This is a genomic window from Aeromonas sp. S41-2 (assembly GCF_027705845.1).
Lineage (GTDB): Bacteria > Pseudomonadota > Gammaproteobacteria > Enterobacterales > Aeromonadaceae > Aeromonas > Aeromonas hydrophila.
Map to the genome: position 1 here is coordinate 519,063 of NZ_JAPDCG010000003.1, position 14,098 is coordinate 533,160.

Annotated in this window: 9 protein-coding genes and 1 other RNA gene; 1 reads left to right on the forward strand and 9 read right to left on the reverse strand. The window is 54.5% G+C overall.

The annotated features are described in order from the left end of the window. Nucleotides 1-52 precede the first annotated feature (52 nt). The 3 genes from OKC44_RS10310 to OKC44_RS10320 are packed head-to-tail and all read right to left on the reverse strand — an operon-like array spanning nt 53 to nt 4,709. A complete protein-coding gene (locus OKC44_RS10310) occupies nt 53-1,318 on the reverse strand; it encodes a PDDEXK-like family protein (RefSeq protein WP_266140819.1) in 1,266 nt (421 codons plus the stop codon). Continuing rightward, complete coding sequence (locus OKC44_RS10315; protein ID WP_119197680.1) at nt 1,315-2,736, reverse strand: restriction endonuclease subunit S; 1,422 nt, start codon at nt 2,734-2,736, stop codon at nt 1,315-1,317. Before OKC44_RS10315 ends, OKC44_RS10310 begins: the two co-directional genes overlap by 4 nt. Continuing rightward, nucleotides 2,733-4,709 (reverse strand): HsdM family class I SAM-dependent methyltransferase, encoded by a 1,977-nt coding sequence (locus OKC44_RS10320; RefSeq protein WP_119197681.1) that lies wholly within the window; start codon nt 4,707-4,709, stop codon nt 2,733-2,735. The genes OKC44_RS10315 and OKC44_RS10320 overlap by 4 nt, the downstream gene beginning before the upstream one ends. 815 nt (nt 4,710-5,524) lie before the next feature. Here OKC44_RS10320 and OKC44_RS10325 point away from each other — a divergent pair. After that, the gene (locus tag OKC44_RS10325) at nt 5,525-8,140 is read left to right on the forward strand and encodes a phage/plasmid primase, P4 family (protein ID WP_119197682.1); all 2,616 of its coding nucleotides are present in this window, start codon (nt 5,525-5,527) and stop codon (nt 8,138-8,140) included. 159 nt (nt 8,141-8,299) lie between these two features. On the opposite strand, the gene OKC44_RS10330 is transcribed toward OKC44_RS10325, so the two are convergent. The 6 genes from OKC44_RS10330 to OKC44_RS10355 form a co-directional block, all read right to left on the reverse strand. Next, nucleotides 8,300-9,142 carry an OST-HTH/LOTUS domain-containing protein gene (locus OKC44_RS10330; RefSeq protein WP_119197683.1) on the reverse strand — a complete coding sequence of 281 codons (843 nt, stop codon included), beginning with the start codon at nt 9,140-9,142 and terminating at the stop codon, nt 8,300-8,302. An 88-nt stretch (nt 9,143-9,230) separates the two neighbouring features. Then, the gene (locus OKC44_RS10335) at nt 9,231-10,349 is read right to left on the reverse strand and encodes a site-specific integrase (protein ID WP_139735070.1); all 1,119 of its coding nucleotides are present in this window, start codon (nt 10,347-10,349) and stop codon (nt 9,231-9,233) included. A gap of 84 nt (nt 10,350-10,433) precedes the next feature. After that, nucleotides 10,434-10,530: signal recognition particle sRNA small type (ffs, locus tag OKC44_RS10340), an RNA gene on the reverse strand. A 102-nt stretch (nt 10,531-10,632) separates the two neighbouring features. Beyond that, a complete protein-coding gene (locus OKC44_RS10345) occupies nt 10,633-11,421 on the reverse strand; it encodes a sulfite exporter TauE/SafE family protein (RefSeq protein WP_043161742.1) in 789 nt (262 codons plus the stop codon). A gap of 89 nt (nt 11,422-11,510) precedes the next feature. Beyond that, nucleotides 11,511-12,947, reverse strand: a complete 1,437-nt coding sequence (arcD, locus tag OKC44_RS10350; protein ID WP_065477310.1) for an arginine-ornithine antiporter — start codon at nt 12,945-12,947, stop codon at nt 11,511-11,513. A gap of 389 nt (nt 12,948-13,336) precedes the next feature. Next, nucleotides 13,337-14,098, reverse strand: a complete 762-nt coding sequence (locus tag OKC44_RS10355; protein WP_270812667.1) for an SDR family oxidoreductase — start codon at nt 14,096-14,098, stop codon at nt 13,337-13,339.

The following is a 14,098-nucleotide window of genomic DNA, read 5'->3' on the forward strand; positions in this document are numbered from 1 at the left end:
GCTCCCGTATCATTGCATCCCTCTCTACTCAACTAATCAACTCGTATGTCCATCACGGCAACGTCTCAATCGCCTTGTCCATGGTCACTTTCAGCAAGGGCCAGTCGTGTGACCAGAAATGCTGTAGCTTCTTGTCGATCTGTTTTTTGCACGCCTCTTCGTCAGGCTCATCGACAGTGTGTTTTTTATCGAGCAAACGCAATGAGTAGACTTGGCTCCATTGTGGGCTTTGCCGCAGTTTTCGTGTCGACAGCGCTGCAACACCACTTTGCTCCACACGGCTAAACAGATGGTCACGCAATGAAGCATCGCTGCTAGGGCCAATCAGCAGTTTCAGCTCCAGCTTGTCGGTATTGCTTTGGATTTCAAACAGTACAACGCGGCCACTTTTGGTCCAGTTTGAAGAACGCATCCCCTTCCCGTCATCCCACGGTAAATGGGCGTAGCGAACCATTGTTCTTGTCTCACTATCGATCTCCCAACCGTGCTGCTCTGCGACAAGAGCGATAACATCCTTCGCCCAATCCCGGCGCTCGGTCCGGCCATCGCCATCAGCAGGTCTGTGCTCAAAAATCAGATCCAGGGCTTTCTGGTGCTTCTTGTAAATGCGGCGGCAGAGCTCCGCAATCTCGGTATCTTCCATAAAATATCGCTTGAATAGGGTGATGTAGTGCTCAATGCCGATACGGGCTGATGGCGGGATCTGGTGGCCATAATCGGTGACCAGTTCGCTCAGGCATTCAATTACCTGGGCATAGCTCAGGTTTAACCAGCCATCGCGACTGGCCTCGCTGCCATCGAGGGTCAAGAAGACAAAGACCTTGCGGTGCTCGGGGTAGCGGCGATTTACGGCCTGCTCATACCGTTCCAGCTGATTGCCGTGCTCACCGGCATCAATCTTGTTCTCGATAACAAAGACCTGGCGGTTTTGCTCGCTCACCAGCAGCAGATCGATACGATCTTGCTCACGAAATACCTGCAGGTCGTCGTAATCGCAGAGATCGATATCGAGCAGAGAGACTTCGCCACTACGCCGATCCGGCAAGTCATAGAGCAACCTTGAAAGCAGCGACTCAAAGAAGCGAGAGCCCAAACCATGGGGCTCACGGGGATTAAAGAGGGTGCCGAGAAAATGGGAGTGGCGGATCTCCTGACGCACCATCCCCATCGCTTCAAACAGGTTGAACTCGGAGACCATCCCCCCCAGCTTATCGAGCTCCTTGCTATCGAAGATCAGCTCAGTTAGCCAGCGGTACTGTGCGTCATTGCAGGTTGAAGCAATCGCATCAGTCGCCTCGATTTGCGGCATTGAACTCATGCTGCAGCCTCTTCTGCTGGCGGTGTCCAGCCACGCAGATCGATCTTGCCGGTGACGGCGGCAGAAATCAGGGCTGTACGGCGCTCATTCATCAGATTTATTGATTGAATTGCTTTTTTCTCAAGAATATCCAGTCGATTTAAACACTTTGAAATAAATGACGAGATTGCATTTTGCTCATCTACTGGAGGAATAGGGACTACCATCGAACGTAAGTCTTTATAATATATTGCAGCTACACTCGTTGTTCCCTTTGCAAGAAGGGCAAGCCATCCTAATGCACCTGAGGAATTAAATACAAACCCCATGAAATCTGGACTAGAGACAAAATCTTTTTTAAATCTCACTCTCAATAAATTTGAATTATACAGAGAAAATTCAAGCTCATCATGCCAAACAGCTACTTTCCCAACAAGGTCTAAACTGTTTCTAGTATTAAATAAAAAATCGCCCATGCTTAGTCGATGAGCGTCGTCAAAACTAGAGCCTTCTTCTAAACACTCTAATTTATCAAGAACAATACAGCCTCGACCTAAATTACCCATTTTTAAAAATGGGATTCCGTTTTCCTCTTGCCCACCAAGATAGTTTCCACCCAAATCAGCACGTGATACCAACAAACCAAATGGTACACACTGCCAATGTTCGGGAACTTGACCAAGCCACTCGATGCCGGAGTCTTTCATGGGGGCATCGGGGTTCAGTCCCTTGGTGACGGCGTGGGAAATCACCGCCTGCCGCTTCTCTTTCAGCAGTTCGATCAGCCGCTGCTGCTGGGCAATCAGCCGATCAATTCGGGCGGTTTCGTAGTCGAGGAAAGCGGCTATCCGTTGTCTTTCGTCTTGTGATGGAAGCCAAATATCAGCCCCTCGAAGAATCGCTTGGGTGATACTGAAAACTTTGACGCCTTTCACTGCATGACGAATAGCTGTGCGAAATTCTTTTGAGTCAAAAAGATATGCAAAAAAACGATGACTACCTTTATCAATTGGACGAACGATAATGGTGTGATAGCCAGCGAATGTTACAACGTCGCCTGTTAGCTGAGTGAAATTACCAGACCCATCGATATCTTCGGATGTATCGGCAAAGACAAAGTCACCGACATTCAGCACTGAGCTGGATGATGTTTTTAAATAATCTTCTTCAACACACCTCAAAGGATGCTTTGTTGGGTCCACTTCGAAACCGTATTTCGAATGTACTTCGCCATAGTTAACGCAAGGAATACCTTCATCACGAAGATTCTCTTTGGTAATAGTCAGCCCTTTACCAAACGTGAACATATAGCGCAATTTGCTCGTTAGCCAATGACTTGGCATATCCCCCAACCACTCCACTCCCGAATCCTTATATTCCGGATAGGGGTGATATTTACCTGCCAGCCCTTGCTGAGCAGTAGCAACGACTTCGCTCATGAATGCACCTCCGCCAGCAGTTGCATAATCTCCTTGGCTACCGCGTCCAGATCAGCGTCGATAGCTGCCAGCTCGCGGGGCGGCTGGTACTGGTAGAAGTGGCGGTTAAAGGGGATCTCGTAGCCAACGATGCCTACCTGACCATCGAGCGGGTCGGTTTTGCTGGTATCGATCCAAGCATCCGGCACATGGGGCAGCACCTCACGCTGCAGATATTCGTAAATGTCTTCCCCCAGCGGCACATTTTCGTTATCCCGCAGATCCGGGTTGGCTTCAGGCTCGCCTTTGCTTTTACACACTTCTGCGGCGTCATCCTGCTCAGCTAGATGGCTCACCAGCAGCTTAAAGGCCGGGGCAGGCAGCTTGACCTCACCCAGCAGCTTGGTCAGCTGCTTTTTGAATTTGTCGCGGGAGAGCAACTTGGCCTCAGGGAACTGGCCCAGGGCAGCCTGTATGGCGGACTGCAAGGAGTCATCGAGCTTGGCCCATCCCTTATCGGCGGTGAGGCTGGCAAGGCGCTCGGCATCCTGCGGATAGAACGCCAGTTTCAGCGGTCGCTCGATAGTCAGACGGCGATAGCCAAAGGCAGTGGTGGGGAAGATCTTGGCGATCGGGCTCTCTTCGTAGCGGCTATAGAGGCTGACGATCTCGCTTAACGCCTCATCGCTCAGCTGTTTGCGCTTGGAACCCAACGATTTACGCATAGGACTGTGCATATCGCTGGCGTTGATCAGCAGCACCTTGCCCTTACGCTCGGCCGGTTTGTGGTTGGAGAGTACCCAGATATAGGTGGCAATGCCGGTGTTGTAGAACATATCGGTGGGCAGGGCCACCAACGCATCCAGTAGGTCGTGCTCGAGGATATAACGACGGATCTCGCTCTCGCCACTGCCTGCCCCACCGGTAAAGAGCGGTGAGCCGTTGAGGATAATCCCGATCTTGGAACCCGTACACTCGGCCGTGGGTTGCTGCATCTTGGCGATAAGGTGCATCAGGAACAGTAAGGAGCCGTCAGATACCCGTGGCAAGCCTGGGCCAAAGCGGCCGTTAAAGCCCAGCTTGGTCGCTTCATCCCGCACCTGTTTTTCGACCTTTTTCCAGTCCACCCCGAATGGCGGGTTAGAGAGGCAGTAATCAAAGGTCTTGAAGGGCAGCTGGTCATCAGAGAGGGTATTGCCCAGCTTGATGTTACTTATCTCCTGCCCCTTGATCAGCATGTCGGCCTTACAAATGGCGTAGGACTCGGGGTTGAGCTCCTGACCAAAGGTGGCCAGCCGTGCGGCGGGATTCAGCTCGTGCAGATACTCCATGCCGCAAGAGAGAAAGCCACCAGTCCCCGCGGTGGGGTCATAGATGGAACGCACAATGCCCGGCTTGCCGAGCGCCTCGTCATCACCTGCAAACACCAGGGAAGTGGTGAGCCGCACGATATCGCGAGGGGTAAAGTGTTCACCGGCTGTCTCGTTGGAGCTTTCCGCAAAACGGCGGATCAGCTCTTCAAACACCAGACCCATGTGGTAGTTGTCTACCGCTTCCGGGGAGAGATCCACGTTGGCAAAGGAGCGAACCACCTTGTAGAGCAGGTCGGCATCTTCCAACAAGTTGATGCTGGCATCGAAATTGAAGTGCTCGAAGATCTCACGGGCATCCTTGGAGAATGCTCGCACGTAGGCATCCAGGTTATCGCCCACATGGGTTTCACCCAGCTTGGCCAGTTCCAGCGGCGAACTGTTGTAGAAGGCGTGGCCGCTGGCATTGAGCAGCAGCTTCTCTTTGGCCAGCTCCGGCATGGCTTTGGTGGTATCCACCATGGCAAGCACCTGGGCCTTGCTTGGTGCCAGCACACACTCAAGACGACGCAGTACGGTAAAGGGCAGGATGATGCGGCCATACTGGGACTGTTTGAAATCACCGCGAAGCAGGTCGGCAACCGACCAGATCAGGCTAGCCAGGGAAGAGATATTAGTGGTCATTGGGATTCTCAAAACATGGGGAACTGCCGAGGCATATTCAGGACCAAACGGAAATGCGGGCAGTTTACCACAGGGGACTGGCTATGGGCGTGATCCCAACCGTTATCCTCAACCCTTTCTTCCCCACTTTGGCCACCAAACCGAATACCCTGCCGTATTTTCATACTGACACGCCGATTTTGTGCTGGCTTACATCCCTATTAACAAAGCGAAATCAGCCTAAAAAGACGTACTTTCTGCCAATTTTCGGGCTAATTAAGAGAACCTTTCATTTAGTTAACCACATGAAAAAGTTATGAAATATGCTCAAAAAATGGCACGTAAACCCGATGGCTTACATCTCGCTTTGGCAAGGTGAAAGTGTCGAATACATGGAAAAAGAAGAAGGGACTCATAGGTGTAAGTTGAGGGGCTTCTACGGCTAAACCCTTACCCTAACTAGAACGCTGCATCTCGTTTTTGTATATGCAGCTTTTTTGAAGCCGAGCGAAGAAGGCTAGGATTATCAAATCTCACCTCAAATTGCAAACCCTCCGTTTCGGATGTTTGATCTCAAAAACAGTATAAAGGCAGCAAAAGCAATGCTTTCACTCTTGTTGTGTATCCATCCCTGAGTATATTTCGACCTTGTGTTGGGTAATTTACGTCCCCGTGGCCATGAAGCCAGCTCCCATGATGGATTCCTGGTGGTCACTACCTCAGCATCTGGCAACCCTTTGTTCGAACGTAGACGGACCGCCGATCAGCCTTTGAGATGGCAGATCTAGCCAGTCAAACAATGAGTTATTAATTGATTGTCAAACTGGAGAGAAATCATGTCTCAACATACAAATTGCGATCTCGAGTTCGCTTTGGCCGAAGCTGGCTACCCGCTCAACTTCGAACTTGCCGATATCAAGGCTAAATTCTCTATTCTTGATGTCACTTCAGCCCTTACAGGGCAAGACGTAGAACAACTTGGTGAGATCTATCGACTGGATGATCGCAGTTGCCCACTGTGCGGACATAACGATTGTTTCACCTTATATCCTGAAACAAATAGCTTTCACTGTTTTAGCTGTGAAGAGAATGGTGATGTCCTCGACCTCATCGTCAAATACAAGCAAGCCCCAAATGTCTACGATGCTGCTCGCCTGCTGCTACTGGGAGAACTGGAGGCTAGTCCCACTACACCCAAGGTCGTACCTTTGGAACAACCGGTCTACACAGCTCCACCAGCTCGCCTGCAGGAGCTATTCAATCTGGCTGCCCGCCACTATCAAACTCGTCTGGACATTGAGGAGCTGGTGGAACTCCGTGGCCATTCTGAGGAGGTGCTAGTAGGGCTGGACATCGGTTTCTCCGGTGGCCTGAACAAAGCGTTGCGGGATGCAGGCTTTTCCCAAGAAGAACGGCTGGCATCCGGTCTGGTCAAGCCCCGCAAGAATGCCCCTGACCAACTTCATGACTTCTTTCCGAGCGGTGTCTATGTGTTCCCGCACTTCGACCGCAACGGACAAGTCAGTCGCTTCACCTTCAAGGACCCAAACAAGCAGCACCAGTTCCAACTGCCGAGCCGCAACTGGCTTAACGGGGTTCAGTTCTACGGGGAAGAGAGTCTAAATGCCCCCGGCCCTGTCGCCCTGGTCGAGGGAGAGAATGACCGGCTGTCGCTGGTGGATGCCGGTTGGCCAGGTCCCGCACTAGCAACCATCGGGACACTGTCACAAGCCCAGTTGGAGTGGCTTGGACGTGAACTGGCCGACCGAGATGTCATGACCTTCTTCGACACTGACGAAGCTGGCGACAAGTACCGCACCAAGGTGGCTCGGCTCGGCCTCAAACTGACTCAGGTCAAACTGCCAGATAGTGTGAAGGACATAGACGAGTATCTGCACGGCGACAATCCACTCCCTCTGCAGGAGCTGGTAGCAGCATTTACTCTGAGAGAACTTGTAGTTGAAGCCACGGGTACACAAGATGATGATCTGCAACCAGAATCCGTCACAATTGTCCCACGTCAGTCCATCTTGGCAGTCGAGTTCCACGACAGCCGAAACGCTGAACGGCTTGTTGAACTATGCGGCCATGACCTCAAGTATGTGCCCGAGTTTGGCAGTTTCCTCTGTTTCAATGGGACCTACTGGGAACTGGACAACCAAACCCCTTTGCTCATGGCCAAACAAGTAGGAGAAGAACTCCACCAGATTGCAAAGCAGCTACTCGATACTGCCAAAGAGAAGGATGACGAGAAGGCCATGGAATGGGGCAAGATGGTTCGCAGCTATGGCACCCGTTGCCTCAGTCGGGCGAGCATCCAGAACATGCTGGAGTTAGCCAAACCGATGCTGCAGATAAAACTCGCCGAGCTCAACGCCAACCCCATGCTACTTGGTGTCGGTAACGGGGTTATCGATCTGAACTCTGGATGTTTCCTTGCTGCTCGTCGAGCCCATTTACTGACCAGTGCCAGCCCTGCTGTCTATATCTCGGGGGCCACTTGCCCACGCTGGGAGCAATTCATCAGTGAAATCACCTGTGGAGATACCGAACTGGCCACCTTCCTGCAACGCTGTGTGGGCTACTGGATAACAGGCCGTACCGACGAGCAATTGTTGTTCTTCCTCTATGGTAATGGCTGTAATGGTAAGAGCACCTTCATGTCGGTCATCCAGCAACTGCTCGGGGACTATAGTCGGCAGATCAACAGTAACGTCTTGCTGTTTAACCGAAATGCCAGTACCGGCCCGAACCCATCGTTGACCAAGCTGGTGGACGCCCGACTGGTAGTAGCTAATGAGCTACCAGAGGGCTCTCGCATGGATGAGAACCTAGTGAAAGCCATGACGGGTGACGACATAATTGTCGCTCGGGCCCCTTATGCCAAGAGCGAGATGGAGTTCCGTCCCCGCTTCTCACTTGCAATGGTGGGGAACCACAAGCCTTTGATCCGGGATACCAGTCCCGGCATGTGGCGACGGATGATGATGATCCCCTTCAATGCAGCGTTTACGGGAGAGCAATTAGACCCATACTTGATGCAGAAGCTTCAGGATGAACTGCCAGGTATCTTGAACTGGGCCATCCAAGGCACCCAGATGTGGTTGGCACAAGGGCTGAAACGGTCGATGCCAGCAAGCATCAAGGCCGATGTCGAGAGCTACCGTGCCGAATCCGATCTAGTGGGAAGCTTTTTGGAAGAGTGCACTCAGCCAAGCAGTAACTACAAATGCACCATGGACGAGATCTACGCTGCTTTTAGCCGCTGGGCTCAGCAGAACGGAGAGTGGACCATGAGTAAAATCATCCTCAAGAAAAAACTTGTGGATAAGGGGTTCGAAGCAACACGCCACCGTAACAAGGCTGCAATTATTGGGATTGTGTTACGGGATGATGCATTTGATGCTTATCCAAGTGCATCCCCCACGCTCCGTCTTGCATCAAATCAGTAACATTTTCGGGGCCTGCGGGCCCCTTTTCGTTGTCGGTTATGGCACACATCACTACCCCATACTGAGGCGGTACTCTGTGCTCCTTCAACGTCATAACGTAAGCTGTGGAAATCTGTATCGATGGAATGATGCTTGCTAAACCATCATTGCTGTATCAATTTAGGTTCGGCGTGTGCGATACCAAGTCACTCCACCTGTGGGAGATAGCCGCTTGTCTACTTCGAAGAGCTGGGAACAATGAATGACCTCCCGCCAACTACTACATCCGTACAGCTTGGGAGATAAGTCTGGCCACCGTTGACCAATGCTATAAATGGCTTCGTTTAACTGTACCCAGCCGTTCTTGGCTAAGGAATGCTCTGCAAATTTCAGCTGTTGGATAATGGTGGTATTTTCCCAATTCTCGACAGGTTCACCCGGGATGATGCCGTACAAATAGAGACTCTCTCCGACAGGTGAGTTAATAAATTCAAGCAGTCTCTTCTTACTTTCTTCAAAAGCGATCAGGAGGGATTGTATCGTATCCCTATTGCTCTTGATGGTGCTTGCTGCAGTAGACAGATAACTGATTGCCTCTTGGCAACTGGCCTCCGAGTTCAACGTAAAGCGTGACAGGAAATGATGCACCAGCTCATTTCGCAACTCGACCAATTGTTTGAGCTTTTCGCTCATCCATTCCCCGTCTTCCAGACCAACGCTGATGCTGATGTACGCTCGGTTGTGTAGGGCATCATCAATTTCTTGCTCATCGCCCAGCGTAATTCTCTGGCTCCACTGACCAACCAAATGCCCCAGCGTCTTTCCAACTAAAAACTGGCGATAGCGTTCAATGTTGCCAACCAGCTCATCCGAAAATCCGCTCACCTTCATAGTGGGCAGGGCTGCTTTGAGCATCAATTCAAACTGCTGTAGCTGGAGGAGACATCGCCCGTACTCCAACGCAATTTGCTCTTTCAAGTCATTCAAATCAGATTGTGCCGTATCAGGCCTATTGTGTTCCAACGGAGCTCTTCCTTGTGCTCATTAGCATCCAGCTAATAGTGGCTATTTGAGTTGAAGTACCTACTAGATGTTCACCAATGTAACGCGTTCATAGTGCAGCTTCGATAGCGGCTTGTAACTTCTCAACTGCTACCCCACCACCATATCGGTCATAACTGATCGCTCCGTTGGTATGACCCAAGATCGCGGCAGCAAATTGAAGAGGAATACCTTTATCTTTCAGAATTGTCGCTACCGTATGTCTCAAACTGTGGAAATCTTTAGGCACCGGCCGGTTGCGGCTGAACCACTGCCCCCAAAGGTGGCTGTAGCCGTCTTGGCGATGAGGCAGTTCGACGAAGAGCCTTCCCCCCACCCTCTCTTGCACAAACGCCAGGAAGCCAGCCTCCAGCACCGCCGAATGGATCGGAATGAGCCGCTTGCTGTTGTCTGTCTTGAGCTTCTGGTCGGGTCTACCAGCCTGCACTTTGATACACCAGATGTTATCCACCAGCACAACATCATCGGCATAGAGCTGGCAGATCTCGTTAGCCCGAGCCCCCGTGTAGAGCCCCAACAGGGCTATCCAGCGGCGATAGGGCTCCTGCCTTTTCGCCCATTGGACGAACCTCTGCCTCTCCTCCATCGTGTAACCACTTCTGGCCTTGGTCTCTTTGACCCGTTGCAACTTGAGCCCTGCGAAATGGTTGACGATCCCCTCCTGATGGTTAGCCAGCCAGCTAAACAACAGGGAGAGCTTCTGGAGGTACTTGTTGATGGTGGCCGGACTCTTACCCGAGTTCAGTAACCCATCCTTGAACATGACCACGTCAGCCTTGCTGTAGCCGGTCACAGGGCGATCCCCCAGTGCCTCGATAAAGGAGCCGAGATAGTTTTTCTGGTTCTTTCGCTCTTTGGGAGCCCAGGATAGGGCCTTCTCCTTCTGATAGCGGTCACTCAGGACTGACAGGAGCGGAGCAAGCGGTTTAACCGCCCGAGCTACCGGCTTGGTGCTCGATTGATTTGGTGGGGTCTCTGATGCCTCAGCAGGCTCAACGCCAGATTTCGGTCTGGAACGCACACAGGCAAGCAGCTTGGCCACCTTGTTACGTGCACAAAGTTTGTCTCGGGTATGCAGGGATTTTTTGATCTCTTTACGACGACCACAGGGGAGCGTGGTGACTTTCCGGTAATACCAGATGCCGTGGGGACTGAGCCAGAGATTCATCGATGAGCTCCTCGTCGTCCACACAAAGTGGATGACCAAGGGCTTTAGGAAGCTAACTTATTGAATTGCAGAAACAAGTGGTGGCCCTACCAGCCACATCCCGGCACTCGAGTCCCCCGCCTTGGCTGCTACCTTCCGGTCCTGACCAGGTCGACGGGTTATCAATGCGAGAGGACCAATAGGACCACCGGCGAGGAGAATAGGCAAACTGGCCTCTCAATGCAACGGCTTTCTGCCCTCGCTTGTGCTGTTCGCCTTATTTTTCAACAATCTGGCCAAGGGTTCAGCTAAACAGCATGAATTTGGCACCCACCAGCAGCATCAGCAGGGCGAACGCCTGCTTGAGCCGCTGGGGAGAGAGCCGGTGCGCCAGCTTGGCCCCGACCCGGGCAAACTGGGTACTGGTGAGCACGATGCCGAGCAGCGCCGGCAGGTAGATGAACCCCAGGCTCCACTCTGGCAGGTCGGGATTGTTCCAGCCGGCGTAGAGGTAGCTGAGGCTGCCCGCCAGTGCGATGGGCATGCTGCAGGCGGCGGAGGCCGCCACGGCGTTGCGCATCGGCACGCTGTTCCAGCTCAGATAAGGCACGGTCAGCGAGCCGCCACCGATACCGAACAGGGCTGACATCCAGCCGATGACAGTGCCGGCGATGCTGGTGCCAAGCGCCCCCGGCAGATGACGCTCCGCCTTAGGCTTGAGGTTGAGCCCCATCTGCAGCGCCATGGTCCAGGCGAAGCAGCCGATGATGATGTTGAGGGTGCTGGCACTGAGCAGGTTGGCGGTCATGCCGCCGAGCCAGGCCCCGACCAGCATGCCGGCACCGAGCCGGCGGATCATCACCCAGTCGACCGCACCGGCCTCCTGGTGGGCACGCAGCGAGCTGAAGCCAGTGAAGATCATGGTGGGCAGCGAGGTGCCGAGTGCCAGATGGGTAATGATGTCGGGCGCAACGCCCTGGGCGTGAAAGCTCAGCACCAGCACGGGCACTATGATGAGACCGCCGCCGATGCCGAACAATCCCGCCAGCATGCCGGCGAACGCCCCCAGCAGCAGATAACCCATAAACAGCATAAAAATTCCTTCCGAGGCGGTGCAGCGAACAAAAGCGCGCTGCACATAAAAAAAGAGATGGCCCTTGGGCCATCTCTTTATTGTGCCGGTTAACTCAAGGGAATGGTACCGTCCATCACCTTGTAGAAGGCCAGCACCGCGCAACCGAGCAGGGCCGCCGTCATCCCCTGCTCCAGCCGGTTGAGGCCGCGCAGCCCGTGGTGCTGGCGCGCCTTCCAGTAGATGAAGATGCCGGGGCTGTAGAGCAGCGCCACCAGCAGCAGGTACTCGACCCCGGCGGCATAGACCAGCCAGCAGCCGTAGCCGGTGGCCACCAGTGCCAGGAACAGGTCACGCTTGCGCTGATGAGGTTGACCCGCGTAGGTCTCCCCTTTCAGCGCCAGCTTCAGCCCGTAGGCACCGGAGAAGACGTAGGGCACCAGCGCCGCCGAGGTGGCGATGTTGACCAGCGCCAGATAGGTGCTGCTCTGGAAGTAGATGATGATGAGGAAGGTCTGCACCAGGCAGGTGGAGCACCAGAGCGACACCTGCGGCGAGCCGTTCTTGTTCTCCTTGGCAAACCAGCCAGGGAACACACCGGTCTTGCCCGCGATGTAGGGCACTTCCGCCGCCAGCACGGTCCAGCTCAGCAGGGCCCCCATCACCGAGATCACCAGGCCGATGTTGATGAGCCAGGCGCCCCAGGGGCCGACCACGGCTTCCAGGATCATGGCGGTGGAGGGGTTCTTGAGGGCCGCCAGTTGCGGCTGGTTCATGACCCCCAGCGAGAACAGGGTCACCATCACGTAGAGCGCCAGGGCCCCCAGCAGCGCCAGCACGGTGGCACGGCCCACGTCCTTGCGATGGCGGGCACGGGCGGAGACCACCACGGCCCCCTCGATGCCGATGAAGACCCAGAGCGTCACCTTCATGGTGGACTTGACCTGATCCATCACCGAGCCCAGCTCAGGGGTGCCCTGACCCCAGATATCCAGGGTGAAGGTATCCATGTTGAAGGCGAGCAGGATGGCCACGCAGAACACGATGAGCGGTACCATCTTGGCGATGGTGGTGACGATGTTCACCAGCGCCGCCACCTGAATGCCGCGCAGCACCAGAGCGTGCACCGACCAGATCAGGATGGACGCCAGGGTGATGGCCACCGGCGTGTTGCCGTCACCGAAGATGACCTTGTCCGGCGTGTCGAAGAAGTAGCTCAGCGCACTGAACACCACGATGGCGTAGGAGACGTTGGCCAGCAGCTGACAAAGCCAATAGCCCCAGGCGGCGTTGAAGCCGATGAAATCGCCGAAACCGGCCTTGGCATAGCTGAAGATGCCGCCATCGAGATCCGGGCGACGCATGGAGAGGTTCTGATACACCAGCGCGAGGCAGATCATGCCGATACCGGTGATGGCCCATCCCAGCGCGACGGCCCCGGCACTGGCATGAGCGGCAATGTTTTGCGGCAGACTGAAGACTCCGGCACCGACCATGGAGCCGATCACCAGCGAGATGAGGGCACCAAGCCCCAGTTTCTTGTCCATCTCAATCCTGTTTAATTAGGCGGCGGCAGAGCGTCCGTATTCATACTGCGCGCAATATGGGAGGGGCTAGAAATCCGTACCCCGTGAAAAAGGCGGCAACTATATTGCATGACTATTCCGACCGCAATCCCTCGTACCGTCAATCATGCACCGTCTTGACCGCGCGCAATTTTACAGCACTGACCCCGGGGGCCTGTGAGCTGGTTCAAATTAAGAAAGACCCGTTGATATTTCACATTTTTCCATGACCTGAGCCCCGTTTTTACGGATCAGACCTGCATGAGAATGCAGCTTGCAGCCGAGGTCGGCAAACCCGGCTGCTGACAAACGTTTCAATAAAAATGCCCCTGCGCCGAGGGCCAGGGGCATCTGCAACAGAGCGCCGATATTCAGAGGCGCAAGCCGCCGTCCAGCTCGATCATCCGCCCCGACAGATAGTCATTGGCGAGAATAAAATGCACCGTCTGGGCCAGCTGCGCTGCCTGCCCGAGGGTCCCCACCGGGATGGCCTGCTGCATGCGGGCCATCGCCTCCGGTTTCATCGCCGCCGTCATGTCGGTGGCAAACACCCCGGGAGCGATACCCATCACCCGAATGCCGTGGCGGGCCAGCTCCTTCCCCCAGGTGACCACCAGCGAGGCCACCCCCGCCTTGCTGGCGGCATAGTTGCTCTGGCCGATGTTGCCGGCGCGAGCGATGGAGGAGATGTTGATGATGACGCCCCCTTCCCCGCCGGTGGCCATCAGCGCCGCCCCCTCGCGCCCGCACAGGAAGGTGCCGGTGAGGTTGACGTCGATGACGCTCTGCCACTGGGCCAGGCTCATCTTCTCCGTCAGCACCCCCTCCTTCACCTTGATCAGCATACCGTCGCGCAGAATGCCGGCACAGTTGATGAGGCCGTGCAGGGCACCGAACTGCCCCTTGATGGCGGTGAAGGTCGCCTCGACCTCCAGCTCGCTCGCCACGTTGCAGACGAACAGGGTGCACTGGCCGTCACGGCTGCGCACTTCCGCCTCGGTCACCTCCAGATCGGAGCGGTTGACGTCGATGAGAGCAAGTTGCGCCCCCTGCTCCGCCAGACTCAGGGCGATGGCGCGGCCCAGCCCCCTGCCCGCCCCCGTGATGGCGATGACTTTCTGTGTGATATCCAT

Coding starts and splice junctions, on each gene's coding strand:
- OKC44_RS10310 (WP_266140819.1), bottom strand. CDS start 1,318: ATGAGTTCAATGCCGCAAATCGAGGCGACTGATGCGATTGCTTCAACC.
- OKC44_RS10315 (WP_119197680.1), bottom strand. CDS start 2,736: ATGAGCGAAGTCGTTGCTACTGCTCAGCAAGGGCTGGCAGGTAAATAT.
- OKC44_RS10320 (WP_119197681.1), bottom strand. CDS start 4,709: ATGACCACTAATATCTCTTCCCTGGCTAGCCTGATCTGGTCGGTTGCC.
- OKC44_RS10325 (WP_119197682.1), top strand. CDS start 5,525: ATGTCTCAACATACAAATTGCGATCTCGAGTTCGCTTTGGCCGAAGCT.
- OKC44_RS10335 (WP_139735070.1), bottom strand. CDS start 10,349: ATGAATCTCTGGCTCAGTCCCCACGGCATCTGGTATTACCGGAAAGTC.
- OKC44_RS10345 (WP_043161742.1), bottom strand. CDS start 11,421: ATGCTGTTTATGGGTTATCTGCTGCTGGGGGCGTTCGCCGGCATGCTG.
- arcD (WP_065477310.1), bottom strand. CDS start 12,947: ATGGACAAGAAACTGGGGCTTGGTGCCCTCATCTCGCTGGTGATCGGC.
- OKC44_RS10355 (WP_270812667.1), bottom strand. CDS start 14,098: ATGGATATCACACAGAAAGTCATCGCCATCACGGGGGCGGGCAGGGGG.